At 67.7% G+C, this 25,171-nt stretch carries 21 protein-coding genes; 2 read left to right on the top strand and 19 right to left on the bottom strand.

The annotated features are described in order from the left end of the window. Nucleotides 1–198: 198 nt before the first annotated feature. Together A9X01_RS08780 and A9X01_RS08790 are read right to left on the bottom strand one after the other, a co-directional pair. Nucleotides 199–717, bottom strand: a complete 519-nt coding sequence (locus A9X01_RS08780) for an SRPBCC family protein (protein WP_009240172.1) — start codon at nucleotides 715–717, stop codon at nucleotides 199–201. A gap of 270 nt (nucleotides 718–987) precedes the next feature. Next, the gene (locus A9X01_RS08790) at nucleotides 988–4,308 is read right to left on the bottom strand and encodes an arabinosyltransferase domain-containing protein (protein ID WP_065120368.1); all 3,321 of its coding nucleotides are present in this window, start codon (nucleotides 4,306–4,308) and stop codon (nucleotides 988–990) included. A gap of 133 nt (nucleotides 4,309–4,441) precedes the next feature. Here A9X01_RS08790 and A9X01_RS08795 point away from each other — a divergent pair, with 133 nt between their 5' ends. Beyond that, nucleotides 4,442–5,575: a BTAD domain-containing putative transcriptional regulator gene (locus A9X01_RS08795; RefSeq protein ID WP_065120369.1), complete on the top strand. Its 1,134-nt coding sequence runs from the start codon at nucleotides 4,442–4,444 to the stop codon at nucleotides 5,573–5,575. Between the two features lie 7 nt (nucleotides 5,576–5,582). On the opposite strand, the gene A9X01_RS08800 is transcribed toward A9X01_RS08795, so the two are convergent. The 10 genes from A9X01_RS08800 to A9X01_RS08845 all read right to left on the bottom strand — a co-directional run bounded on the left by A9X01_RS08800 (nucleotide 5,583) and on the right by A9X01_RS08845 (nucleotide 16,342). Further along, on the bottom strand, nucleotides 5,583–8,855 hold the full coding sequence (locus A9X01_RS08800) for an arabinosyltransferase domain-containing protein (RefSeq protein WP_065120370.1): 3,273 nt from the start codon (nucleotides 8,853–8,855) through the stop codon (nucleotides 5,583–5,585). Further along, on the bottom strand, nucleotides 8,855–10,735 hold the full coding sequence (locus tag A9X01_RS08805; protein WP_065120371.1) for a galactan 5-O-arabinofuranosyltransferase: 1,881 nt from the start codon (nucleotides 10,733–10,735) through the stop codon (nucleotides 8,855–8,857). The genes A9X01_RS08800 and A9X01_RS08805 overlap by 1 nt, the downstream gene beginning before the upstream one ends. Nucleotides 10,736–10,737: 2 nt before the next feature. Next, nucleotides 10,738–11,502 (bottom strand): decaprenylphospho-beta-D-erythro-pentofuranosid-2-ulose 2-reductase, encoded by a 765-nt coding sequence (dprE2, locus tag A9X01_RS08810; RefSeq protein WP_065120372.1) that lies wholly within the window; start codon nucleotides 11,500–11,502, stop codon nucleotides 10,738–10,740. Then, entirely contained in the window at nucleotides 11,503–12,894 is a 1,392-nt protein-coding gene (gene dprE1, locus A9X01_RS08815) for a decaprenylphosphoryl-beta-D-ribose oxidase (RefSeq protein WP_065120373.1), read from the bottom strand. 31 nt (nucleotides 12,895–12,925) lie between these two features. Next, nucleotides 12,926–13,291 (bottom strand): GtrA family protein, encoded by a 366-nt coding sequence (locus A9X01_RS08820; protein WP_155772003.1) that lies wholly within the window; start codon nucleotides 13,289–13,291, stop codon nucleotides 12,926–12,928. A gap of 100 nt (nucleotides 13,292–13,391) precedes the next feature. Further along, a complete protein-coding gene (locus A9X01_RS08825) occupies nucleotides 13,392–13,877 on the bottom strand; it encodes a GreA/GreB family elongation factor (RefSeq protein ID WP_065120375.1) in 486 nt (161 codons plus the stop codon). Nucleotides 13,878–13,928: 51 nt separating this feature from the next. Continuing rightward, nucleotides 13,929–15,077: an SPFH domain-containing protein gene (locus A9X01_RS08830; protein WP_065120376.1), complete on the bottom strand. Its 1,149-nt coding sequence runs from the start codon at nucleotides 15,075–15,077 to the stop codon at nucleotides 13,929–13,931. 26 nt (nucleotides 15,078–15,103) lie between these two features. After that, a complete protein-coding gene (locus A9X01_RS08835) occupies nucleotides 15,104–15,328 on the bottom strand; it encodes an NfeD C-terminal domain-containing protein (RefSeq protein WP_065120377.1) in 225 nt (74 codons plus the stop codon). Between the two features lie 6 nt (nucleotides 15,329–15,334). Then, a complete protein-coding gene (locus tag A9X01_RS08840; protein WP_081282278.1) occupies nucleotides 15,335–15,856 on the bottom strand; it encodes a 6-carboxytetrahydropterin synthase in 522 nt (173 codons plus the stop codon). Nucleotides 15,857–15,862: 6 nt separating this feature from the next. Next, nucleotides 15,863–16,342 carry a GTP cyclohydrolase I gene (locus A9X01_RS08845; RefSeq protein ID WP_081282279.1) on the bottom strand — a complete coding sequence of 160 codons (480 nt, stop codon included), beginning with the start codon at nucleotides 16,340–16,342 and terminating at the stop codon, nucleotides 15,863–15,865. 71 nt (nucleotides 16,343–16,413) lie between these two features. Here A9X01_RS08845 and A9X01_RS08850 point away from each other — a divergent pair, with 71 nt between their 5' ends. Continuing rightward, a complete protein-coding gene (locus A9X01_RS08850; protein WP_065120379.1) occupies nucleotides 16,414–17,058 on the top strand; it encodes a C39 family peptidase in 645 nt (214 codons plus the stop codon). A gap of 5 nt (nucleotides 17,059–17,063) precedes the next feature. Here the strand turns inward: A9X01_RS08850 and A9X01_RS08855 are convergent, their stop codons facing one another. The 7 genes from A9X01_RS08855 to A9X01_RS08885 all read right to left on the bottom strand — a co-directional run bounded on the left by A9X01_RS08855 (nucleotide 17,064) and on the right by A9X01_RS08885 (nucleotide 25,113). Then, on the bottom strand, nucleotides 17,064–18,833 hold the full coding sequence (locus tag A9X01_RS08855) for a PE family protein (RefSeq protein WP_065120380.1): 1,770 nt from the start codon (nucleotides 18,831–18,833) through the stop codon (nucleotides 17,064–17,066). A gap of 320 nt (nucleotides 18,834–19,153) precedes the next feature. Beyond that, a complete protein-coding gene (locus tag A9X01_RS08860; protein WP_065120381.1) occupies nucleotides 19,154–19,993 on the bottom strand; it encodes a class I SAM-dependent methyltransferase in 840 nt (279 codons plus the stop codon). A 7-nt stretch (nucleotides 19,994–20,000) separates the two neighbouring features. After that, on the bottom strand, nucleotides 20,001–20,831 hold the full coding sequence (gene wzm / locus A9X01_RS08865; protein WP_065120382.1) for a galactan export ABC transporter permease subunit Wzm/RfbD: 831 nt from the start codon (nucleotides 20,829–20,831) through the stop codon (nucleotides 20,001–20,003). Then, nucleotides 20,828–21,742, bottom strand: a complete 915-nt coding sequence (gene glfT1 / locus A9X01_RS08870; protein ID WP_065120458.1) for a galactofuranosyltransferase GlfT1 — start codon at nucleotides 21,740–21,742, stop codon at nucleotides 20,828–20,830. Before glfT1 ends, wzm begins: the two co-directional genes overlap by 4 nt. Beyond that, nucleotides 21,735–22,532: a galactan export ABC transporter ATP-binding subunit Wzt/RfbE gene (gene wzt / locus A9X01_RS08875; RefSeq protein ID WP_036362562.1), complete on the bottom strand. Its 798-nt coding sequence runs from the start codon at nucleotides 22,530–22,532 to the stop codon at nucleotides 21,735–21,737. The genes glfT1 and wzt overlap by 8 nt, the downstream gene beginning before the upstream one ends. 3 nt (nucleotides 22,533–22,535) lie before the next feature. Beyond that, nucleotides 22,536–23,069 (bottom strand): bacterial proteasome activator family protein, encoded by a 534-nt coding sequence (locus A9X01_RS08880; RefSeq protein WP_036363704.1) that lies wholly within the window; start codon nucleotides 23,067–23,069, stop codon nucleotides 22,536–22,538. 22 nt (nucleotides 23,070–23,091) lie between these two features. Beyond that, nucleotides 23,092–25,113 (bottom strand): DUF6541 family protein, encoded by a 2,022-nt coding sequence (locus tag A9X01_RS08885; protein WP_065120383.1) that lies wholly within the window; start codon nucleotides 25,111–25,113, stop codon nucleotides 23,092–23,094. Nucleotides 25,114–25,171: the final 58 nt, after the last annotated feature.

A 25,171-nucleotide genomic window follows, 5' to 3' on the forward strand; every position in this document is an offset into this window, starting at 1 on the left:
ACGTGGTGCCGGGGCAGACCGTACGGCTGGCGCTCACGCCGGACAAGACCGGCACGTTTGATTTCCTGTGCGACATCTTCTGCGGCTCCGGCCACGAGACGATGAATGGAACGTTGACCGTCACCTGAAGCACACCGTTGCACCTCCAACGCAAAGCGCCCCGACCTGTTCGGGGCCCTCTCGTCTGCAGACGCGGTCTTAAGCCAGCGCGTCCCGCCCGGCCAGGGCCAGCAGCAGTTCGTCGAGCCGCTCCATGGTGGAGGTCATGCCGTCTTTCATCCCCATGTCGATGACCTTCTGCACATCCTCTGGCGAGTTGTACAACACCACAGTCGTGACGAGGGTGCGTTCCTTCGCATCGGTAAAAGTGACATCCCAGCGGGCGCGGGGCATATCCGGATTCACGGCGCCGGCTTCATCAGAAAAAGCATCGAGCGCCGCGTAGCCATCGATCGGGTTGATCTTCTGATAGTCCAGGCGGCTCCAGAAAGACTCTCCATCGGGGGTGATCATGGCGTAGTGCCAGTAGCCGCCTTCCTTGAATTCCATATGCTTGGTCTTGGTGGTCAGCGGCTTGGGTGCAAACCACTGATCGAGCAGTTCGCGCTTCGTATGGCAATCCCACACCAGCTGGCGCTTTGCCGCGAACTCTCGCCTCACGGTGAGGCTGCTCTTTTGCATGTCGACGAGGAAATCAAACCGAAGATCAGCCTTCATTGCCTTCTCCTTGGAGTTTCTCTAAGAGCTTGTCCAGATTGCTGTACCTGCCCGTCCAGATCGCGTGCTGTTGCTCAAACCAGCGCTCGGCGGCGGCCAACTTCTTGCGCTCGAGCGTGCACGTCCGGATTCGGGCCCGGGTGGCCGTCCCGGCCAACCCGCCCGCTTGCCGCCCCCCCCAGCGGGTGATTTTTTCCCCGCGCGCCGACCCCCCAAACCCCCCCCAGGGCCCGGTTGGGGGGGTGCTTTCGCGTCTGCTCGCGCTCAAAGTCATGGGAGGGCCCTAATCGGTCCTTGCCGGCTCCAGCCGGGCACGGTGGTCACGCCCTGCTGGACGACGGCGTCGGGCGCGCGGTCGGTCGGGATCAGGCGGTGGTACTGCTCCACCGAACCCCAGTCGCGGTACCAGTCACCGCTGAGGTACGTCGAGATCGTCGACGTCCACAGCAGCCCCTGGGTGAACATGAACGGCCCGCCGGTCGAGGCCGCCTGCCACAGGTTCGACGACACCGCGGTCTGCTTGTGGTCGGGCAGGATCCGATAGTCGGGCAGTTCGGCGATGCCCAGGTGCTCGGAGAACGGGCGCTGGCACGGGAAGTTGGCCGCCGTCGCGATGTCCATCAACACCGGGGTCTGCGAGCCGATCAACTGCTGCAGCGATTCCAGCTCGGGCACCCGCGGTGGCGTGAAGGCGAACCACTGCTCGGAGCTCAGGTTCGGGTCGTAGGCGACGATGCGGGCCACGTTGGCTTCCGGCGGCGCCCAGGTCAGCGGGAACCGCAGATTGCGCCAGGCCGGTTGCGGACCGAGGTCGATCGGAAACACCTCGCCCAGCGGGGTGAAGTTGCCGTCCGGTCGCGAGATGCCCCACTGCAGCTTCAGCGACTGGCCGTACATGAAGTCGCCGTCCTCTTTATAGGACCAGATCGCGCCCGCGGCCGAGACCACCACCAGCGGCCGGTCGGGCCGGCGCGGCGGCAGCTGGTACCAGGCGGAGGTGGCGCGGGCCGCCAGGTTGTTCTCGCCGTAGCTGCCCATCACCGGGGTGCGGGCGGGATCCAATCCGAACGGCAGGAACGCGTGCGACCCGTTGACGCCGACGGGCCCCTTGCCGCCCGCGGTGCCGGCGGAGTCGGTGATGGCGGCGTTGGGCTTGTTGGGCGAGGCGTCGGAATTGACGACGCCGGGCTTGCTGACCACCGGGTCAGATTTGAGGTCCTCGCCGACGCCTTCGGGCTTGAAGCCGAGCGGGCTGACGCCGCCGAGCGGCCCGTCGGGACCGAACTGCTGACCCGGCACCGGCTGCAGCATCCCGGCGTTGGGGTCGGGCTCGGCCAGCACGTCGTCGGCCATGGCACAGCTGGTGGGTGACAGGCCCGACGTGAGGGCGGCCAGGTTGGCCTTTCCGGTGGTGTAGAGCGGGTAGCGGAAGACCGCGCCCTTGGCCAACGAGCCGACTTCACCCAGGACCATGATCACCGCCACCACCAGCAGCGGGGCCGACGCCAGCACACGGTTGCGCCGGTTGTTCTTGACCTCGGTGTGCCCGGCGTAGTCCATCCGGAAGTGGTACCAGGCGGCCAGCAGGCCGGTGAGGATCGAGAGCGTCAGGAACATCGAGGTAACCGGGTGGCTGGCGACGACGGGCTGGATGTCGTACCAGGGGACGCCGTAGTTGCCGACGTAGAACCACCCGTTGATGCCGGAAGTGGCCCAGGCGAGCACGAACAGCAGCGCGGTGACGTACAGCGCGAGGTTGCGTCGGCTGTGCAGGCCGATCCGCGCAACGGTGAAGGCGGTGACGGCGCCCAGCGCACCGGCCAGGCTGGCGAACGCACCGAACTGGATGGCCCACTTGGTCGGGGTGAAATGCAACAGCAGCAAGCCGATCGCGGTGGTGCCCAGCAGCCGCCAGGCCGGTCCGGTGGCCAGCCCGGCCACCCGGCCGCGGCGCAGCAGCACGAACAGCATCCCGAACATGCACAGCAGCAGCACCAGCACCGCGAATCGCCGCGCCATCGAACCGTCCGCGTTGCTCTCGACGGTGAGGAAGTAGTACCGCAGGAAGTCCTGGTACCAGGCGATCGTCGGGCCGACTTTGTACTTGATGCGGGCCGATTCGGCGGCGGTGGCCAGCGTCTGCGAGCGGAACACCACCACGGTGATCAGCGACAGCGACGCCGCCAGCACCACCAGGGGCGCCAGCAGGCCGTCGGTGGCCCGGCGCCGCCGGACGATCTGCGCGATCGCGCGGGCGCCGGTCAACAATGCTGCGACGGCGATCAGGCCCTGCGGTGCGAGCGTGGCGGTCAGCGCGGCGACGATGATCGCCAACGTGGCCGGCGCGAGCCGGCCGAGTGCGATCGAGCGCTCCACCAGGATCCAGGTGAGCAGCACGCCCAGGGCGATCAAAGGTTCGGGGCGCAGTCCGTTGTTGAACGGCAGCCATGCGGCGACGAACACCGCGCCGGCGGTGTAGAGCGCGACCCTGTTGCCGGCCAGGCCGCCCCGGCCCGGCCCGAGTCGGCGCAGGACGCAGTGGCTGATCAGCAGCCAGCAGCCGATGCCTGCCAGCAGGGCGGGCAGCCGCATCCACACCCCGGCGCTGCTCACCGCCGCCATCTTGGACAGCACGCTGAAGTACCAGTCGAACGGCGCGTTGGTGGTACCGAAGTAGCGGTAGTAGTCGACGATGTATCCGGCCTTGGGCGCCACCCGGGCAATGGTGAGGTTGTATCCGTCGTCGGATGTGGTGGCGCCGATGATGTGCCAGAGCAGCAGGGTTGCGATGACCGCGGCGTCGGCGAGCCAGCCCGACAGGCCCGCGTGCGACCCACGGCGCAACCGCGGGCGGTAACGAGCCAGCAACGTCATCGGTGAGCGCCAGTTGCGCAGCGAGTCGCCGCGGCTGCGGCGGTCCAGCGCGGCGAGCGCAAGGATGGCGGACAGCACCGCGAGTGCGCCGAGGCCCATGGCCAGCGACTTCAGCGTGGTGGGCGCGAGGATGAACCGGGTATCGACGTCGACGCGTGCCGACAGGCCGGGCTGCGCCGGCACTTTGAGGTCGGTGAAGATGCCCCCGACCTGGGGCTTCTTCTCGGGTGCCAGCTTGCCGATGGCACCGGGAATCCCGACGAAGTCGGCACCCGCGCCACCGGCGTCGGCCCAGATGTGCAGCACCTGGCAACCACCCGCCGCGATCGCCGGGCGCGGCGCGACCGCGGCCACCGTGTCGCGGAAGGCGACGACGACCGTGTCCTTGTTCGCGCGCACGAACAGCCCGTGCTTGCCGGTCTCGAAGCCGTCGGTCGGCAGGGTCGAGACCACCAGACCACCGTTGGCGGGCAGAGTTGCTATCGCGGAACAGGGGATGGAGATGTCCAGTGCCTGCGGTGCCCCGGACACCAGCGGGGCGGTGATCTGGGTGATGTTGCCGTCGGCACCGGTGCCCTGCGGCCACACGATGGTGGCGGTGGTCTGCCGCACCGGCAACAACGGGACCAGCAGGCATAACACCAGTCCGCCGATTCCCGAGACGACGGCTACTAGCCGGGCGATCCGGTGGGATCGCTCATTACCGTCGGGGGACACGATGGTCGATCGTAGGCGACGCGATTAAGTGACTATTGGATGCGGGGCCGGGGAAAGGCCCCGCCGCGTGTAACGATCACAATGGGTACATAGATATAGCCAACGGCCTGGATGATCGGAGGCTGGCAGCGCGATGACGAACACGCCTCTCGGGTTTGGTGTTCTGGGACCGCTGCAACTGCTGGTGGACGGCACCCCGGTGCCCGTCGGTGCAGCGAAGCAGCGGGCGGTGCTGGCGATGCTGCTGATCAACCGCAACCGGCCGGTTTCGGTGGACGCGTTGACCGACGCGGTGTGGGACGGTTCGCCGGTTCCGGCGGCACGCACCAGCATCCAGTCCCACATCTCCAATCTGCGCCGGCTGCTGCGCACGACCGGCGGCGTCGACCCGGCACGGGTCCTGGCCAGCGCGCCGCCGGGTTATCAGCTGACCGTCTCCGACAGCGACTACGACCTGGGCCGGTTCGCGGCCGCGAAAACCGCCGGAGTCCAGGCCGCCGCCGCGGGCCGGTTCGAAGAGGCCAGCGAGCACCTGTCTCAGGCGCTGGCCGAGTGGCGCGGCCCGGTGCTCGACGACCTGCGGGACTTCGAATTCGTGGACGCCTTCGCCACCAAGCTCGTCGAGGACAAGGTTGGAGCCCACAGCGCCCGCGCCGAAGCCGAGATCGCCTGCGGCCGGGCCGATGCCGTCATCGGTGAACTGGAGTCGCTGGCCGCCGAGCATCCCTACCGGGAGCCGTTGTGGGCCCAGCTGATCACCGCCTACTACGTCACCGAACGACAGTCCGACGCCCTGGGCGCCTACCGGCAGCTCAAGACGGCGCTGGCCGAGGGTCTCGGCATCGATCCCGGCCCGACCGTCACCGCCCTGCACGAGCGCATCCTGCGGCAGGAGCCGATCGTCACCAAGCATGCCGTCGCCAGCACCCGCAAACGCGGCGCGTACCGGGAAGCCACCGCGGCCCCGGCCGTCCCGACATTGGTCGCCGCGTTGCGGGACAGCGCCGGACGCGTATACCGACTCAACGGCGCCGTCACCCGCATCGGCCGGCTGGCCGACAACGACATCGTGCTCGACGACACCGACGTCAGCCGGCACCATGCCGTAATCGCCGACACCGGAACGGCTTTCGTGATCACCGATCTGCGGTCCACCAATGGCGTGGAGGTGGGCGGTCAGCCGATCCGGGGCAGCGCCACGCTGACTGACGGCGACCGCATCTGTATCGGTGGCTGCGAGTTCCGGTTCGATGTCCAGCAAGCCTGAAGTGCGCTCAACTCTTACGTAGCGGCGCCGGGTTCCACAACCCGCTGCGGGTGACGGTGCCCAACTCGAGTCGGGCGGGCCCCGCATCGGGGTAATAGGGCGTCAATCGTTGCAACGCGCCCCAGTCCCGGAACCAGTCGTCCTTGAGGTAGCTGGCCACCGTGGTCGCGTGGGTCAGTAATTCGGTGATGCCCAGCGGCCCACCGCCCAGGTTGTCCATCACCGGCGAGTTCGCCTCCGCACCGAACCGGTCGGGCAGGATCCGCCACTTGGGCGCCTCGTCGACGCCGTTCTGGTGACCGAACGGCCGCTGACACGGGAACGCCAGGCCCACCAGCCAGTCCAGGAACACCGGGTCCTTGGAGCCGACGACATCCTGCAGGGTGCGCAGCCGCGGCACCCGCGGCGGGGTGAGGCCGATCCAGTGCTGGGGCGCCAGGTCGTCATCATCGGCCACCAGCCGTACCTGGGTCGCCGATTCGGGGATCGCGGACAGCGGCGCGCGCAGGTTACGCCACGCGGGCACCGCGCCGACGTCAGCGAATCCCATTGAGCCGCTGTGCTTTCCGGCGGCAGCCTCGTCGTCGGTGGCCCACTGCACCTGAACCTCGCGGGGATCGAAGCGGCCCGCGGCGGTCACCACCAGCAACGCGGACTTGCCCCGCTGTTCCTTGGGCGGCAGCCGGTACCAGCCCGAGCGCAGCATCGCGGGTACCTGGATGCCCGATCGCCAACTGCCGAGCACCGGTGTGCGAGCCGGATCGAGGTTGAATGGCAGCCGGGCACGGGACCCGTTGATCCCCGGTGCCGCGGTGGTCCCGCCCTCGGTGCCCGGGTCGCTGCCGGTGACCACCCCGTCGTCACTGGCGAAGTTGCGGTCACCGGGGCGTTCCATCACCGGGTCCGCCGAGACGTCGGCGGGAATTCCGTTGGGCGTGAACGCTTCCGAGAGACCGGCGCCCAGCGCCTCGCCCACCGGAGCGGACACCGGCGCCAGCATGCCGGCGTCCGGATCCAGCTCCACCAGCACGTCTTCGGCCAGCCCGCAGGTTTTGCCGGTCAGCGCTTGCAAGTTGGACCGGCCGACCGACCACGCCGGGTATTGCGCCACCATCGCCTGGGTCAGCGACACGACTTCGAAGAGCACCAACAGCCACGTCGCGATCGCCAACGGTGATTGGACGAGCCCGGCCAGCCGGGCGCCGACGCGGGTCTTGGGCGGGCGTTCCTCGGTGGCCACGAAGTGGAACCACGCGGCCACCAACAGCACCACCACCGTGAGTTCCAGCAGCGCGGTGGTCAGCGACCATCTCAGCTTGGGGAACGAATTCGACCACGGCACACCGAAATTCGATACGTACCACCAGCCGTTGACGCTGGCGAACGACATCGCCATGACGAACAGCACCGCGGCGGCGAACATGGTCCGGTTGCGTCGCGACTTCATCGCCGTGGCGGTGACGGCGACGGCGGCCAACGCCCCCAACGAGCCGGCCAGCCCCGCGAACACCCCGAAGTGGTGGGTCCACTTGGTGGGGGTGAACATCATCGCGAACAAGGAGATCACGGTGATGCCGACGATGCGGCGACTCGGCCCGGCCGCCGTCCCCGGAATCCGCCCCTTGCGCAACGACATCGCCACCGCCACCGCCAGCGCGACGAGCAGCGCCAGCACCGCGAAGCGGCGCGCCACCGACCCGTCCGGGCTGGGCATGAACAGCCGCTCGTAGCGGATGTGCTCGTCGAACCACTTCAGGCTGGGCCCGACGGCCTGCTTGAACCGACTTGCCTGGACCTCGCCGGCCAGGGTCTGGTCGCGGAAGATCAGGATCGCGGTGACGGTACTCGCGGCCAGGATCGGCGCCAGCAGCGGCAGCAAGCCGAACCGTTTCGAGCGTCGATGCAGGATGGTCCGCAGCGGCCCGATGGCAACCAGCAGCGCACCGATGGAGGCGATTCCGGTCGGACCGGAGAACAGCGTGAGCGCGCCGATGATGCAGGCAATGGCCACGGGCAGCAGCCGGCTGGTCGCCACCGCGCGCTCCACCGAGCACCAGGTCAGCAAGATCCCCAACGCGATGATCGGTTCGGGACGTAGACCGTTGTCCAGCGTCAGCCAGACCACCAGGAACATGCCGGCGGCCGTCCACGCCGCGGCCCGGCTCCGCTTGACCGCGTAACCCAGTCGCGGGATGACCTCGCGGCTGATCGCCCACCAACAGGTCACCGCCATCGCCAGGGTGGGCAGCCGCATCCAGATGCTGGCGGTGCTGACGTGCGCCCACACCGCCAGCAGGTCGTAGTACCAGCCGAACGGCGCCTCCGGGGTGCCGAACCAGCGGTAGTAGTTGGCCATGTACCCGGCGTGTTCGGAGACCCGGGCCATGGTGAGGATGTAGCCGTCGTCGGAGGTGTTGGCGCCGACGAAGTGCCACCACACCAGCACGGCGAGGACCAGGGCGTCCAGCCCACCGAGCGACCACCACCGCGACGGCAGGAACCGCCGGTGCCGGGTGCCGTCGGCGGTGTCCAGGACGTGCAGCGCGACCAGGGCGGCGGCGGTCAGCACCAGCCCGAGGATCATCGCGGCCATCTTCAGCGTCGTCGGGCTGCTGCTGTAACGGGTGTCGACGACCGCGGAGAAGGTCAGGCCCGGCGGTGCCGGCCCGGACAGGTCGGTGAACACGCCCACGATCTGCGGTCGGAAGTCGTAGCCGCTCTTCTCACCGCGCAGCGGATCGCCGGGGTGCTCACTGGTCGGCCCCTGCTTGAGCCCCTCGAACTCGCCGATGACCCGGTCCGCGTGGGCGGTGAAGGTCAGCCGTTTGCAATCCGGGCCGAGCACCTGATTCATCGGGGCGGTCACCACCGGGACGTTGCGCACGATCAGCACCAGATCGTCGTTGACCCGCTGCAGCAGCAGGCCCCGGTCAACCGCCTTGGGTGCCTGCTTGGGCACCGTGGACAACAACACCGTCTTGCCGGTGTTCTGCGGTCCGGCCAACCCGGCGGCGGCCTGGCAGGGCACGGTGATGTTCAGGTCGGTGGCCACGTAACTGATCAGCGGCGCTTCGACACTGCCGAAAGTGCCGTTCTGCGGCCAGTTCAGTTCCGCGGTGGTCTGGTTGACGGGCAGCAGTGGCGTCGCGAGTGCGAGGACGGTTCCGAGCAGACCGGCGACCACCGCGACGAGGCGAGCGATCCGGTAGTTAGCTCCCGTGTCGCTCACGAGGGTAGATGCTAATTGTTTGGTCTCGCCCGGTGCGGTTTCGGTGGCCATCAGGAGCTCAGTCCAGGCTTGCGGACGGCCACCACGAAGGGGCCGATGGCTTCGACGGCGAACCGTGGATCACTGAACAGCGCGGCCTTGAAGTCCACGGTGTAGCGGCGGACGTTGGGCTGGTTGGGGTAGACGTCCTCGGCCAGCCGGAGCGTGTAGGTGTTGCTGGCGCCGCGGCGCATCACGAAAACGGTCGGCGGCGGCCACGGCAGCTTGTCCAGCGCAGCGATGAACTCGTCGGCCGTCTTGAGCTTGGCCCAGGACTCGATCTGGGCTGCGCGTTTGTCGAACTGGGCCAGCGGATTGGCATAGTGCGACGTCAACCCCTGGAAGCCCCAGTAGGGATACAACGACAGAAAGCTGTAGTCGGCGGTCAGTACCACGATCTCATCACGCGGTTTGCCGGTGATCCGCTGGATCGCGGCGTCCACCGCCGGGTAGTACTTCTCCGAGCCGGGTGGCCGCCGGTCACCGCGTTGCCCGTCGCCGTCGGTGTCGGTGTAGGCGATCGTCAGGTCCGGTCGCAGCACGTCGGGGATGTCCTGGCTGAAGGCGATGGCGCCGGTCAGCCCGATCGCCGCGGCCACCGGCAGCACCGCGCGGCTGCCGATCCAGTCCCGGCGCAGCGCCTGGGTCACTTCCACGAAGCCGAACACCCCGGCGGTCACCAGCAGCACCGAAAGGGTCGGCTGCAACCGGAACGACAGCAGCGTGGTGCGCGCCAGCGTGGTCAGCATCGACAGCAGCGACCACAGATAGACGGCCAGCACGCCGAGGGCCAGCCCGCCGGCCCGGACCGACGTCCGCGCCTTGACGATCAGCCAGAGGGTGCCCAGCAGGCAGATCGCCCCCAGTAGGGAGAACTGGAACATCGGGAACGTCAGCTGGGCGCCGTCGGCGGGCAGGTAGTGCTGGGCGCTGCCGGTGTTGCTGACGGGGGAACTCAACGTGCGGAGCAGGAAGGGCAGCCAGGTGATGGAGGCGATGGCCAACGCGATGACACTGATGACGAGCAGTCGCCGCAGCGGATCGAGCGCCGCCCGCAGGCCCTGCGCCCGCCAGCGGAAGGCGACCAGCCCGAGCGCCATCAGGCAGACCGTGAACGCGCTGTAGGCGACCAGCAGGGTGTACCAGGTGGCGGCGAAGCCCAGGAACAGGCCGGCGCCCACGATGGCACCCCAACCCGCCGCGCCGACGGCTCGCAGACCCGACCAGGTCAGCACCAGCACCGGCGGCAGCAGCACGGTGATCATCGCGGCGTAGGGCTCCGGCGAGCTGTAGGCCAGCGTCACCGCGGTGCCGGCGGTGGTGACCAGCAGCGCGTACTCGAAGCGGACCATCCGCCACCACAGCACCAGCGCTACCGCGGCGGCGATGGTGATCGAGGTGATCGCCCACGGCTTGAACATCTCCCAGGCGGGCGTGCCGGTCAGCGCCGCCGCGCGCCCGCCGAGCCAGAACCAGCCCGGCGGGTAGAACGGCGGCAGCCCGAGATAGGTCATGTCGCGCAGGGCGGGGCTGTCGGTGAGCCGGGTCAGGTACTCGGTGCGGAATTGCTGATCGACGGAGATGCCGAACAGATAAAGCTTGGTGGCGCCCAGCGGCATGCCGAGTGTCACCACGCTGAACGCCGACACGAACACCAGCGCGCCGAGTTGCGCCAGCCGGCGGAACCGCCCGTGTCGCCATACCAGCCCCACGGCGAGCAGACCGGCCAGGCAGCCGACCTGGCCGACGGTGGTCAGCGCGTGCAGTTGATTGGAGGACGGGAAGGCCGGCCACTGCACCCGGGAGATGGCGAGCAGCGAAACCGTCGAGACCACGATGGCCACCAGGACCGCCAGGGCCATCTGGCCCAGGGTGGCCAGCGCGTTACGCATGGTCAGATGGGCAGCCTGCGGAAGATGCTCCGCGGGATGTGCCGCAACACCATCATCACGTAGCGAAACGCTCCTGGCGCCCAAACCAATTCCTTACCTTTCGCGGACGCGGTCACCGCCAGTTCGGCGACGTACTCCTTGTCGACGGTCAGCGGAGCTTCCTTGACGTGCGCGCTCATCCGGGTGCGCACCTGGCCGGGCCGGATCACCAGCACCCGAACACCGTACTCGCGCAGCGCTTCTGAAAGACCGAGGTAGAAACCGTCCAGGCCGGCCTTGGTGGAGCCGTAGACGAAGTTCGACCGGCGCACCCGCTCGCCGGCCACCGTGCTCATCGCGATGATCTGGCCGAAACCCTGTGCGCGCATCTTCTCACCGAGCAACACACCCACCGAAACCGCTGCGGTGTAATTGATTTCGGCGATCAGCACGGCCTTGCGCTGGTTCTGCCACAATTCCTCGGCGTCACCGAGCAGTCCGAACGCGACGATAGCGACATCGATGTCGCCGTTGCCGAAGGCCTCGTCGATCACCTTGGGATGGCTGTCGGTGTCCACCGCGTCGAAGTCGATCAGTTCCACCGACCGTGCGCCCGCGGTCTTCATCTGCGCTACCGCGTCCTCGCGGCCCGGGTCGTCTGGCAGACAGGCCAACACGATTCGCGCGGCCGCGTTGCGCAGGTACCGCTCACAGATGGCCAGCCCGATCTCGGACGTGCCGCCGAGCAGCAGGATCGACTGGGGGTTTCCCACGGCATCAAGCACCATCTAGAGCAGCTCCAAACGTCGGGCCATGTCGGAGGCGAACACCCCGTTGGGATCCACCTTGCGGCGCACGGCGATCCATTCGTCGATGCGCGGGTACATGGCGTGAAAGGTCTCGGCGGTGGTTCGCGAGTCCTTGGCGGTGTAGAGCCGGCCGCCGAATTGCAGCACGCGCCGGTCGAGTTCGTTGAGGAACTCGTTGAGGCCGGGCTTGATCGGGAAGTCGACGCAGACGTTCCAGCCCGGAATCGGGAAGCTCAGCGGCGCCTGGTTGCCCGGGCCGAAGAGCTTGAACACATTGAGAAACGAGTAATGCCCGGACTTTTGGATGTCGCGGATGATCCCTTTGAATTCCTCGACCGCGTCGGTGGGCACCACGAACTGGTACTGGCCGAACCCGGCTGAGCCGAACGCCCGGTTCCACTCGCCGAACATGTCCAGCGGGTGGTAGAACTGCGTCAGATTCTGCGCCTTGCCGCGGTAGGTTCCCGACTTGCGGTACCACAGCTCGCCGATCGGCATGAAGGTGTATTTGTTGGCCAGCCCGTTGGGGAACACGTCGGGAAACGTAAGCAGCTGCGGCGCATCGAATTTCAAGGGATTGCGCTGCAGCTTGGCGGGCAGCTGGTCGAGGGTGGCCAGCGAACCACGGGAGATCGCCGCGCGGCCCAGCTTCGGGGGTGGGCTGATCGCGTCGAACCAGGCGCTGGAGTAGGTGTAGTTCGCCTCACTGCCGTCGCTGTGGAAGGCGATGGTCTCGTCCAGGCTCGATGTGACGTCGCCGTCGGCGATGAAGTACGCCGTTTCGGTGGGGGTCATCTCGACGGTGGCCCGCAGGATGATCCCGGTGAGCCCGTTGCCTCCGACGGTGGCCCAAAACAGTTCAGCGTCCTCACCGGCGGGTGTGATGCGCCGGACTTCGCCGCTGGCCAGCAGCAGGTCCATGCTGCGCACGTGGTTGCCGAAGCTGCCGGCGCTGTGATGGTTTTTGCCGTGGATGTCGCATGCGATGGCGCCGCCGATGGTCACCTGGCGGGTGCCCGGCAGCACCGGAACCCACAGTCCCAGCGGTAGCGCCGCCCGCATCAGCTGGTCGAGGTTGACGCCGCCGTCGACGTCGGCGAGCCTGCTGTCGGCGCTCAGCGAGTGGATCTTGTTGAGCACGCTCATGTCGATCACCAGGCCGCCGCCGTTTTGCGCGTTGTCGCCGTAGGAGCGGCCCAGACCGCGGGCAATCACGCCACGACCGTCGGAGTCGGCGGCTCGGGCCACGGCCTTGGCGATCACCTCGGCGTCCGGTGTGCGCAACAGCTGTGCCACCGAGGGTGCCGTTCGTCCCCACCCGGTCAGCCGGGTGAGGGTGGTGCCCGAGGCGGGCTCAGGGGTGCTTGACATCGTCACAGAGGGTACCGCCTGCCGGGTGGGCTCAGCGGATGCGGAAGATCACGGCTCGCTGCACGATGAAATTGATGACGGTCGCCGTGCCCTGCGCGATCACGAAGGCGACGGGTATTGCCCAGCTCTGGTAGTGCAGCAACGCAAGGCAGAGATGGTTGAGCCCGACCTGGGCGGTGAACGTGATCGCGTACAGGATCATGACCGCGACGAACCGGGCAGTGCTGGGCGACGCTTGGAACGTCCAGCGCCGGTTGATCAGGTAGGCGGTGATGGTGCCGATGATGAAGCTGATGGCCTTGGCCAGGTCGACCTGGACGCCGAGCACCTTGTAAAGCACGACGTAAAGGCCGAAGTCGACGATGCCGGCCAGGCCGCCGGTGACCACGAAACGCAGCACCTGGGTTTTGAGGCTGAGGGGTTGCGGCTCGACTGGCGGCACAGCTCCTGGTGTGGGATCGGCCATCGGGGGAGTCTAACGGTGGCGATTCCCCGGGCTATGACGGCAACTTCACCGAGATCAGTTCGACCTGGGTGGGTCCCTGCGGGGTGGAGTAGGTCACCGTGTCACCGGCCTGGTGCCCGGCCAGGGCTTGGCCCAGCGGGCTGCGCGCGGTCAGCGTCTCGGCTTCGTGGCCGACCGGCGTCTCCTCCACGATGGAGATGACGTGCATGGTGACCACCTCGCCGTCGGCGAACCGCAACGTGACCTCGGTACCGCCGGGCAACACCTCAGACGGATCCGCATCCGCCGGCCCGGCCTTCAATCGCCGGTCCAGTTCGTTGATCCGGTCCCCGAGCACCACCAGTTCCTCGGCGCGCTGGATCGCGTCGGCCGCGTCACCGTGATCGCCGACCATGCCGCGGTCGTTGCGCACCTCGGCCTCGAGTCGGTCGCGCCGCTGCTTGAGCCGGTCCAACTCGGCGGCGAGATTCTCCCGCGCCGCAGCCGCCAGGTCCGTTGACTGAGATTCCTCGCTCACCTGGCACGACCTTTCGCCGCTGATGGTGTGTGGCGTATCAGTGATACACCCCTAGCCGGCGGAACCATCCTTCGGGGTGAACGGCACCACATCGTCCCCGTCGCTGAGCCCGACGCCGTCGTCGTATTGGCCCAGGCCGTTGCGCACCGCGTCGAAGATGGCCAGGCCCTGCGAGACCAAGCCGCTGGTGACCTGGCTGAGCCCTTCGGCTCCGTTGAGCACGGTCAGGTTGGAGTTGGCCAGCCCGCGCGCCGCCTTGTCGACGATCTCGGGCAGCTGGTCGATGATCATGCGGTCCAGCGCCACCCGGTTGTGCGACGCTGCCGCCTCGGCCTGGATCTTCATCTTCTCGGCGTCGGCGAGAGCCAGGATCCGGACGCGTTCGGCTTCGGCCTCGGCGGGCTTGACGACCTCGGCCACCAGCTCCTGCTGCCGCAGTTCCGCGGCACGCTGGGCCAGTTCGGTGCGCATGGCCAGCACTTCGCGCTGTGCCTCCGCCTCGGCCAAGGGACCCGCCTGTGCGGCCTCGGCCTGCGCCTTGTCCACCTCGGCCTTGTACTGCGCCTTGACAATCGCTGTCTCCCGGGCGAATTCGGCTTGTTTGCGCTGCGACTCCTGCTCGGCTTCGGCGGCGGCCTGGTTCGCTCTCGCCTGCGCGATCTGCGCCTGCTGCTGGACGGCGGCGTTGTGGGGCGCCGACATCGCCTTGATGTAGCCGAGTCCGTCGTCGTCGATCGACTGGATCTGCAGCGCGTCGACGTTCAGGCCGATCCGGGCCATTTCCTCCTTGGACCCGTCGAGCACCTCGGTCGCCAGTTTCTGCCGTTCCCGGATGATCTGTTCGACGGTCATCGAGCCGATGATCGAGCGCAGGTGGCCGGCGAAGATGCGTCCCGTCAGCACCTGCATCTGGTCCTGCTCGGACAGGAAGCGTTGCGCCGCCGCAATGATGCTCTCCGGATCGTTGCCGACCTTGAACGCGATGACGGCGCGGACGTTCAGCGTGATGCCTTGCTGGGTGACACATTTCTCGGCGACTTCGGCCTCGCACATCGCCAGGGTCAGGAATGCCGCCTTGCGAAAGAACGGAATAACGAAGGCGCCGTGGCCGGTGACGACCCGGAACGGGACGTTGCCTCTGACCTTGCCGCCCGAGATGAGCATCGCTTCATCCGGCGCGGGCACCCGGTAACCGAGCATGGTTGGACTCCTTGTTATTTCGGTTTCTATCGGAGAATTTCGGTGGGGTCGTGCCAGGGTTCGACGACCACCGTTCGGGGGCCGTGCGTCGCGACGACGAGCACCTTGGCGCCCTTGGGCAGCGGGTCATCGGAGCGGGCCAGGAAAGCTTCTTTGTATCCGCGCACGGTCACCAGGACCTCGCCGGCGCCGTCGGCGCCGCGGGTCGGCACGATCACGGTCCCTACGCAGCCGACGACCGACAGGCTCACGGCCAGTCAGTCTGCCATCAGGGTGACCTTATTGTTGCGATTCTCTCGGGCTTGGACCCGGGAGACCCAGACGCGGCCCTCGCTGGCCTTCGCGACAATGCGCTCCACGGTGTCGAAAACCCAGGCGGCGGAGGCTTCCATGCCGGGGCAGTGCATGACCCGGAGGTCGATAGCCCCCTGCGCGGCCAGCAGTTCGAACAGGTCACGCTGCGGGTCGTCGGCCGCGATCAGGGTGGTGTGGTCGAACTGGCGGCGCAGCGCGGCGCGCACGTCCTCGAGGCAATCGGCGTCGACGACCATGCCGGTGCCGGGATCGAGTTCAGCGCAGGCGAATTCGATTTCGAAGCGCTGCTCGTAGCCGTGCAGGTAGAAGTCCTTTCCGGCGCCGGTCCAAGAGCGATGGCAGCAGGCGAGGTCGCTGAACCGCTTGCGCAGGTGGAACTTCGCCGTGCGGCCGGGCGGGGCATCGTCGCGATGCAGGGTGGCGCTTTGGACGGTATCGGGGAATTCAAAGGCAAGGGTGGTCATCGTCGGTCACTCGTCTTTCGATTCGGCTGTTTTTCTGGTCAGGGTCAGGAATTGGCGCTGTTGCTCGGCGCTGTCACGCATCGAGCCGTAGAAGGCCATGGTGGTCGTGGGCCCGGCCAGGGCGGCGCCGTCGCGCACCGGTGTGCAGGCGTAGCCGCCTTCGAGCAGCACGCCCAGGCCGGGCGCGCCGAGTTGGTGATCGAGCCACAGCCCGATCCGGGTCGTCATCTTCTGTTGCACCCGGATTCCGCCCGAGCAGGCCTCCACGATCTGGGCGAACTCGTCGTGGTGCAACCGCTTTTCGCCGCGCACATAACCGATGTGCACGACGCCGTAGAACGGCAGCAGGTGTTGCTCGCAGAGCCCGTGGAATGGAATCGGACGCACCAACACAATTTCGGAGTGGCGTACGAGTGTTGCTTGCACCGGCATAGCGTCCCGGCGGGTCCTTGACGGATTCTTGAAGGATTCTTGGAAGATTCTCAACGCCGCCGCGCCAAGAAATCGCCGAGCTTCCGTAGAGCTTTCCCAAAGGACGGCACCCGAGCCTGCTAGGCATGAGGACTTGGTGGAAGGTGGCGGCGACCGTCGTCGTTGCGGCGGGCATCGCCGCCGGGGTTGGGGGTTCTGTCGCCCTGTGCCAGGCCGCGAACGTCACCGGCATGTACGGCGACCCGGCGGCCGCGGCGCCGTACTGGCGGATGCAAACTTACGACGACTGCGCGCTGATGGCTTCGGCAGATGTGATCGGCCAGCTGACCGGCCGCGAGCCGGCCGAGCAGGAGGTCATTGCGGTGGCGCAGCGGCTGCCCAGCCAGGTACGGCCCGGACCGCTCTACGCCGCAGGGTATGGCACCGAACCCGCCGACATCCCGCTGCTGCTGGCCCAGTACGGCGTGCACGGCGCCCTCGACTCCGGCCCCGAAGCGCTGCAGCGCTACCTGTCCGACGGGCACAAGGTGATCGCCGGGGTGAACGCGGAACTGCTGTGGGGCTTGCCGGTGCAGAACCGGGACCAGAGCGGCAACCCGACCAGCGACCACGCGGTGGTGGTCACCGGCATCGACCTGGCTCATGCAACGATGCACCTCAACGACAGCGGCAACCCTCACGGCCGAGACGAGACGGTGTCTCTAGAGGTCTTCGTCCGGTCCTGGGCCAGCGGCGGCGAGCAGTTGGTCGTGGCTTGGACGGCGCGCTGACCGGGTTAGCCGTGACTGCCATCCGCTCCGTCGGCCCCTAACGCACCGATCACACCGATCGCGCCCGTTGGGCCGGCCGTCCCGCTCAAAGCGCCGCCGGTTCCGCTGCTGCCGCCACTGCCGGCGGCACCGCCCGCGCCACCGCTACCCCCGTCGCCGGCAAGGCCACCGGCGGCGGCGTCGCCGTCGGAGCCGAAGCCACCGTGCCCACCATCACCGCCGGGGCCCCCGCCGCCTCCGGTTCCACCGGTACCGCCGGCGCCGCCCGCGCCGCCGGTCCCGGCCAGCAGGCCGCTCGCGCCACCGTTGCCGCCCGCCCCACCTGCGCCACCGGCCCCGCCGGTTCCGCCGGCCCCGCCATCGCCGCCGGGGCCGCCTTCGCTGGAACCGACAGTTGTGCCGGTGGCAGTGCCTGTGTTGCCACCGGCACCTCCTGCCCCGCCGAAGTCGCCGATCCCGCCCGTGCCGCCGAGTCCTCCGGTACCGCCAGCGCCACCATTGCCGATCAGCAGACCGCCGCGCCCACCATTGCCGCCGGAGCCACCTGTACCGCCGGTGCTGCCACCCGCGCCAGCGCTCCCGGCGCCGCCCGCGCCGCCGTTGCCGCCCGTAGCGGAACCCGTTATGCCTCCATTTGCCGTGGCGTTGCCGCCGTCGCCTCCGGCGCCTCCGGCCTGTCCTGGCCCGGAACCGGGGGCTCCGGCGCCGCCGTCACCGCCCGTGGCGGTGGTAAGGGCCAAGCCCGCAGATATCGCGGTCGCGTTGCCGCCAGTTCCACCATTCCCGCCGGGGGCGCCAGCGCCGGCCATGCCGCCGAGACCACCCGTCCCACCGGTGGCAGTTGCATCGACGCCTGGGGCGCCCGTGGCCACTGCGTCACCGCCCGACCCTCCGGTGCCCCCGGTGGCCCCGAGACCGCCGGTGAAACCTTGGCCTCCGGTGCCACCCACAGCCTCCGCGAAAAAGGGGTTGCTGTCGTTGACAGATGCGCCCGAACTTCCCGTGGCTGCGACTACCCCACTGGGGGTGGGATTAGTGCCGTTAGTTCCCGTCAGACCGGTGCCACCCTGGCCGCCATTGCCGCCGCCGCCGAACCAGACGGCGCTGCCGCCGTCACCACCACGACCGGGATTGCCGCCGTTGATGCCGGCCAGCGCGGCGCCGCCGGCCCCGCCGTGGCCGCCGTTGCCGAACAACAGCCCGCCGGTTCCACCGGTGCCGCCGGCGGCACCAGCTCCGCCCTGCCCGCCGGATCCGCCGTTGCCGAAGAGGCCCGCGCTGCCGCCTGCCCCGCCAGCGGCGCCGGCCGATGTGCTCGCGCCGCCGTCCCCGCCGTTGCCGAACAAGAGCCCACCAGCCCCGCCAGCTTGTCCTACGCCGTTCACGGTCAAGCCTGCGGCGCCGTCACCGATCAGCGGCCTGCCCAGGAGTGCCTGGGTGGGTGCGTTGACGATGCCGAGTACCTGCTGTTCAACGATTTGCAGTGGTGATGCGTTGGCGGTTTCGGCGCTCGCATACGAGCCGGCGGCGGCTTGTAGCGTCATTGTGAACCGGGTGTGGAACGAGGCTACCTCTGCACTGGCCGCCTGATAGCCCTTAGCGTGCGCACCGAACAACGCCGCGATCTGGGCTGAAACCTCGTCTGCCGCGGCGGCGAGCACGCCCGTCGTCGGGGCCGCTGCGGCGGCGTTCGCCGCGCTGATTGCCGATCCGATGTCGGCGGCCTCTTGGGCCGCAGTCGCCAACCACTCGGGGGTCGCGAGCATGAACGACATTGACGCACCTTTCCTGGGGAGTCGAGCTCTTGCACCGCTGAAATGGCCACCATTATTTGCCAGCGACGCACAAATTTTGGATGGAGATTTCGCATCGGATTAGGACAACGTATTGTGCAAAGTGCACTTGTGCGCCCGCGGCGCCAGCTCACCGAACAACCCAGACGCGTAACTCCGGTAATCGAGCCGCATAGCAATGTTCCGCAGACTGAAGTTTGCTGCTACGGACATAAACCCACGAAATACCTAGCCGCTGAGCGAAGTTCACCGCCTGATAATCGACTCCGCGAACCAGATCCAAATGCGGGGTGGCGGTCCAGTCACACGTCGCCGAATTCGAGCAGGGTGTAGGCGCCCCGGAACGGCTTGACCGGCGGGAACTGCCAGAGCGCCGGATATGCCGTCCCAAAGAACCAGCCGCGGCCCTTGGGCATCGGCACATCGTGCACCGCACGGATCCCAGGCACCGTGTCGGCCAGCTGGGCCAGGCGACGAGGGGAGAGGCTGAACGGCATCGGCGGCACCCGGTAATGCTTGGACGAGCGCATCCCGTTGGGTGCCACCTTCTTGACGATGGTCGGCGGCACGTCGAAGAACAGCTCGCCGCCCGGGAAACGTTTGGCGCACTCGCCGATCAGTTCCAACGCCTCCTGCGGTTGCAGGTACATCAGCAGACCCTCGGCGGTGAGGAACACACCGTTGCGGGTGTCGATCTGGTCCATCCAGCTGTAGTCCAACGCGGACTGCGCAATCTCGGTGATCCGTGGTGATTGGGGCAGCAGCCGGCGTCGCAGCTCGATGACTGGCTCCAAATCGATTGACACCCAACTGAATTGCGGATCTGGCAGCGCGCTGCTCAACCGCCAGAAGCTGGTTTGGAACCCTTCGGCGAGCGCGACCACGGCGGCGCGGGGGTGCTTGGCGAGATAAGCGAGCGCGCACCGGTCCACGGCAAGCGAGCGCAACGCCATCTCCTGGCCCTTGCGGCGACCGAACTTCTCGAAATCGAATTCGATGGACTCGACGAGCCGCACAGCCATCGGGTCGTCGATGATCGCGTCCGGGCGGCCGGCCTGATAAGCCCGGCCGCGCAGGGTGAACAGTGCTGTCTCGGAGACGCCGCTCAGCAGGCTGGCGTCGACCCGGCCGGGCTGACTCATGGACCCCCTATACCCAGTACGGCACGCGGGCGCGGTACTGGCGCATCGCGATGGCCGCCAGCACCCACCCGACAACCGTTAGCCCCAACACCACCGCCCAGTGCCGCAGTTCCTGGTGGGCACCTAACAACGGTGCCCGCACGATGTCCAGGTAGTGCAGCAGCGGGTTGAGCTCGACGATCTTCGACCAGCGGCCGGCGCCCTGCTGCCGCAGCGTGTCGTCGTTCCAAATGATCGGGGTCATGAAGAACAGCAGCTGGACGAGCGAATTGAGCAGCGGCCCGATGTCGCGGTAGCGGGTGGCCAGGATGCCGAAGCAGAGCGACACCCAGACGGCGTTGAGCATGATCAGCGCCAGTGCCGGCAGCACCGACAGGTCGGCCCAGGACCACGGCTTGGGGAAGATGAGAGCGACGATGACATAGATGACGATGTTGTGCGCGAACAGGATCATCTGCCGCCACACCAGCCGGTACACATGCACGCTCAGCGGCGTCGGCAACTGCTTGATCAGACCTTCATTTGCGACGAAGACGTCGGCGCCCTCCAAGATGGCGGCGTTGATCAGGTTCCAGATGATCAACCCCAGCGTGACGTAGGGCAGGTGCACCGACAGGTCGAGGTGGAAGAGCTTGGAATACAACCCGCCCATCGCCACGGCGGTGGTGCCCGTCGCGATCGTGATCCAGAACGGCCCCAACACCGAACGGCGGTAGCGCTGCTTGATGTCCTGCCAGCCCAGGTGCAGCCACAACTCACGCCGCCGGAACCCGTCGACCAGGTCGCGACGAGCGCGGGTGAACGTTTTGGACTGCGCCGCCGCATCGATGAATGTCATGCCGCACCTCCAGGCCGTCCGAACTGCTCCCGGCGTCCCAGCCGGCGCAACCGGAACCATTCCAGCAGACCCTTGGGGTCGCGTCGGGTCACCAGGAAGAACCAGCCGAACCGGACCCATTCCTGAAACAGCAGCTTGCGCAGGCCGGGCTGCGCCAGCACGTAACCGCGGTTGCGATAGGTGAAAAAACGTTTGGTGGGGTTGTCCGGGTACTGCGTGTGCATGCGGCCACCCAGGATCGGCTTGAACTCGTCGGAGCCACACGGGTGCAGATAAACCGCATCCAGGCAGGTGCCGAACGGCAGGCCGGAGCGAACCAGTCGGCGGTGCATCTCCACCTCGTCGCCGCGGATGAACAACCGCAGGTCCGGCACGCCGATCGCCTCCAGCGTGGCCGCCTTGAACAGCGCGCCGTTGAACAGCGACGCGATGCCGGGTAGCAGGTCTTGACCGGGTTCCGTCCTTAGTTCGCTGACCCGCCTGCGCCACACCAGGCCCCGACGCAGCGGAAACGCCAGCGCCTCGGGGTCCTCGATGTCGCAGACCATTGGGGACACCTCGGCCAGTCCGTGCTTGGCCGCGCACGCCAGCAGCGTCTGCAGCACCCCGGTACCGTGCGCGTGACCGTCGTCGTCGGCGAGCCAGATCCAGTCGGCGCCGTGCGCCAGCGCCAGCAGCATGCCCAGCGCGAATCCGCCCGCACCGCCGAGGTTGCGGCGCGAATTGAGGTAGATCGACGGAATCTCCTGTGCGGCGACGAGGTAGTGCACGCGGCTGTCACCGGAGTCGTCGTTGTCGATGACGATGAGCTTGTCCGGCACCCGAGTCTGGGTGGACAGGATGTCAAGCGAGCGAGCGAGTTCCTCGGGGCGCCGGTGGGTGACGACGACGGCGAAAACGGACTCACTCACGCGCGGTCTCGGCGAGAACTTCGCGCACGTGCCGCGCCGCGTCGTCACCCTCGTAGGCGCGCACCACGTCTTCGATACCACCGCTCTGCTTGATGACGCCGTGGTCTATCCACATCGCCGTCTTGCACAGCCGGGCCAGGAACTCGTTGGAATGGCTGGCGAACACCAGGATCCCGGAGCGCTCGACCAGGCTCTGCAGCCGCGACTGCGCCTTCTTCAGGAACTCCGCATCGACGGCGCCGATGCCTTCGTCGAGCAGCAGGATTTCCGGATCGATGCTGGTGACCACGCCCATCGCCAGCCGCACCCGCATGCCGGTGGAATAGGTGCGCAGCGGCATGGACAGGTAGTCGCCCAACTCGGTGAACTCGGCGATCTCGTCCACCTTGGCCAGCATCTGTTTGCGGGTCTGCCCGAGGAACAGGCCCCGGATGATGATGTTCTCGTAGCCGGAGATCTCCGGGTCCATGCCGATGCCCAGGTCGAACACGGGCGCCACGCGGCCGGTGACCTTCGCCCAGCCGCGCGTGGGTTCGTAGATGCCGGACAGCAGGCGCAGCAGGGTGGACTTCCCGGCGCCGTTGTGCCCGACCAGCCCCACCCGGTCACCGAGCTCCAGCGACATGGTGATGTCCCGCAACGCTTCGATGACCACCACGTTGGAACTGTTGCGGCCGATCGCACCGCCGGCCTTACCCAGGAACGCCTTCTTCAGCGACCGCGACTTGGCGTCGAAGATCGGGAATTCGACCCACGCGTCGCGGGTCTCGATGTGCGGACCGCTCGGCACGGCTCAGAGGTACTGTCCGGTGCCGGGCCCGTGGTGGCCCGGCCGACTCACCCCTGGCGGCAGCGCACCCTGGCGCATCTGCTCGAGTTGCGCGCGGGCGGCCATCTGCTGGGCGAACAGCGCAGTCTGGATGCCGTGGAAGAGCCCCTCCAGCCAGCCGACCAGCTGGGCCTGGGCGATCCGCAGCTCGGCGTCCGACGGCGGTGTCTCCTCGTTGAACGGCAGGGTGAGCCGCTCCAGCTCCTCGCGCAGTTCCGGGGCCAGACCGTCCTCCAGCTCGCGGATGCTGGTGGCGTGGATGTCACGCAACCGGCTGCGACTGGCGTCGTCGAGCGGTGCCGCGCGCACCTCCTCGAGCAGCTGCTTGATCATGGTGCCGATGCGCATCACCTTGGCGGGCTGCTCGACCAGGTCGGTCAGGGAGCGGTCGTCGGAGTCCTCGTCGTCATCGGTTTGCCGAAGCGCCATCAGACGCGGGTCGACGCCGCCGATGACCTCGATGCCGTCATCGTTCGGGTCGTCGTTGCCCGTACCCAACTCAATCACCGTCCTCGTGTTGCTAGGGATGTACCGGCGTATCGCCGTGCCACTCGTAAATCTGGGCGCCGCCGTTGTCGTAGATCATCGTCCAGTACGGCGACTTGTCCAGTGAGACTAGTCCGTCGGGAATCTTGAACCCCCGGACCGTCGGGCCGCTGGCCAACACGTAGCGGATGTTCAGCGCCTTGATTGCCTCCGGGACCCGCTTGTCGGTGTCGCCCTTCCTGGCGTAGGCCCAGAAGATGAAGCGGTGATAGCCCGGCCCCATTTGCACGGGGTAGTCGTAGTGCGTCCACAGCGGGTGCAGTCCCGCGACTGCGTACATCCAATTGGTGCCGTCGACGTTGGAGTTGCCGATCAGCGTGTCCCGTGCGCCGGGCAGTTTGGCGAGGTAGGCCATGGCGTCGAGGTCGCGTTGGTCGACCATGATCGAGTCGTACTTGTCGCCGAACAGGAACCGGTGGCGCGGGAAGTAAAGAACCGCAAGACCCACGCTGACACCCACCAACAGCACCGCGGTGGCGGTGGCCCAGAAGCGGTTCGGCAGCGGTTTGCGTTTCTTGGTCAGCTTTTTTGCCAGGGCAATCGCCGCGGCGACCAGCCACACCAGCGCGACGGCAGCCATCAGGTTGAACAACGGGGTCGTGGCCGCGGCGATGCGGCGCGGATCTTTGTAGAAGAACTCGCCGATGGCTCCTGCCACGTTGCCGAGCGGACCCCACAGCGGTGTGCCGGCGTCGACGTTGATCACGATGAACAGCAGCCAGACCATCAGCGGCCAACGCACCTTCAGCACCGCCAGGGGCCAGCCGAGTTTGAGCACGTTGCGGTTCCAGGTGATCCCGTCGAACAGCAGGATGAAGCCGCCGACTGCGCACAGAAAGCTCAGTGCGACCTGGTACGGGAAGTCATTGAGATGCCGGGAGTGCATGAACACGGCATCGAACAGGCCGTGTCTCTTGCTCAGATACGTCAGAAACGAGTGGCCGGCGATGATGTCTTCCTGCTTGGTGACGCTCAGAAATTGAGGTAGCAGGATCAGTCCGGCCGCCACGCCGACGCCGGCCAACACCGCCACGTCCCGGATGCGGCCTCGAACCGGGTGCCACAGCGCTTCGAACAGCCACCAGCCGCCCAGCAGCAACAAGGTGATGATGCCGCCGGTGATGTGCACCGAAAAGACCCCGACCAGGGCAAGCACCGCCACCGGGATGCGGTCGCGGTGCCCGAGCGTCGACGCGATCAGCGCCATGGTCGGTATCGCGACGCCGTAGGCCGCCAGGTTGGGCATGGCCGCGGTGTCGAACTCGACGTACGGAACCGCGGTGAACGAGGCGGAAAGCGCGGCCGCGGTGGCCGCGACGGCCGCGGTGCGCCACTCGGTGGTGTGGCTGCGCAAGGTCGTCCAGGCCAGGACCGCCGCGCTGACCGGGAACAGCCAGATCGCGGCCGCCACCGAGGTCAGCGTGTAGCCGGTGGTGGCCGCCGCGCCGGTGAGCTGGCACAGCACGGCCGTCAGGGCGTGAAAGACGGACGGGTAGTACAACAGCGCGTGCGTCTCGACGTTGCGCAGCTCGCCCATGTGGGTGGGCGACGCCTGGCCAACGTCCAGGATCCAGCGCACGGTGTTGGCGTGCCACACCGCGTCCCAGGTGCTCGGGATCGACTGCCAATGCGGGATGCCGGCGACCGCCGCCCAGCCGATCAGGACGGCGCCCAGCAGCACGCCCGCCGCGACCACGATCGCCGGACCGGGTTTGACCCCGCGCGCCTCGGCGTCCTTGTCCCGGAACCGCGCCAGCAGCAGTGTGAGCAGCGTCGCCAATGCACACACCACCGCGAATGCGGCCAGCGCCGTCCACCCGTTCCATGGGATGCCGAGCGCGCCGTAGGGGATGATCGCCAGTGCCACAACGCCGTACGTCAGAGGCGGGCCGACCGCAATCGCGATCGGCCAGTTCAACTGTGCGATACGTGCGATGGTGGCACCCGGTGCGATCAGCAGGACCAATGCGATCAGCGTTCCGAAGCACAAGCTCACTCGACTAGTATGGCTGGCCGGGTGACCTGACTCGGAGGGCCGTGACGCTGGCACGTCC

Origin of the sequence: Mycobacterium asiaticum, from assembly GCF_001668675.1 — a bacterium.
GTDB classification, from domain to species: Bacteria; Actinomycetota; Actinomycetes; order Mycobacteriales; family Mycobacteriaceae; genus Mycobacterium; species Mycobacterium asiaticum_D.

Coding starts and splice junctions, on each gene's coding strand:
- A9X01_RS08780 (WP_009240172.1), bottom strand. CDS start 717: ATGAAGGCTGATCTTCGGTTTGATTTCCTCGTCGACATGCAAAAGAGC.
- A9X01_RS08795 (WP_065120369.1), top strand. CDS start 4,442: ATGACGAACACGCCTCTCGGGTTTGGTGTTCTGGGACCGCTGCAACTG.
- A9X01_RS08800 (WP_065120370.1), bottom strand. CDS start 8,855: ATGGCCACCGAAACCGCACCGGGCGAGACCAAACAATTAGCATCTACC.
- A9X01_RS08805 (WP_065120371.1), bottom strand. CDS start 10,735: ATGCGTAACGCGCTGGCCACCCTGGGCCAGATGGCCCTGGCGGTCCTG.
- dprE2 (WP_065120372.1), bottom strand. CDS start 11,502: ATGGTGCTTGATGCCGTGGGAAACCCCCAGTCGATCCTGCTGCTCGGC.
- dprE1 (WP_065120373.1), bottom strand. CDS start 12,894: ATGTCAAGCACCCCTGAGCCCGCCTCGGGCACCACCCTCACCCGGCTG.
- A9X01_RS08830 (WP_065120376.1), bottom strand. CDS start 15,077: ATGCTCGGTTACCGGGTGCCCGCGCCGGATGAAGCGATGCTCATCTCG.
- A9X01_RS08840 (WP_081282278.1), bottom strand. CDS start 15,856: ATGACCACCCTTGCCTTTGAATTCCCCGATACCGTCCAAAGCGCCACC.
- A9X01_RS08850 (WP_065120379.1), top strand. CDS start 16,414: ATGAGGACTTGGTGGAAGGTGGCGGCGACCGTCGTCGTTGCGGCGGGC.
- A9X01_RS08855 (WP_065120380.1), bottom strand. CDS start 18,833: ATGTCGTTCATGCTCGCGACCCCCGAGTGGTTGGCGACTGCGGCCCAA.
- A9X01_RS08860 (WP_065120381.1), bottom strand. CDS start 19,993: ATGAGTCAGCCCGGCCGGGTCGACGCCAGCCTGCTGAGCGGCGTCTCC.
- wzm (WP_065120382.1), bottom strand. CDS start 20,831: ATGACATTCATCGATGCGGCGGCGCAGTCCAAAACGTTCACCCGCGCT.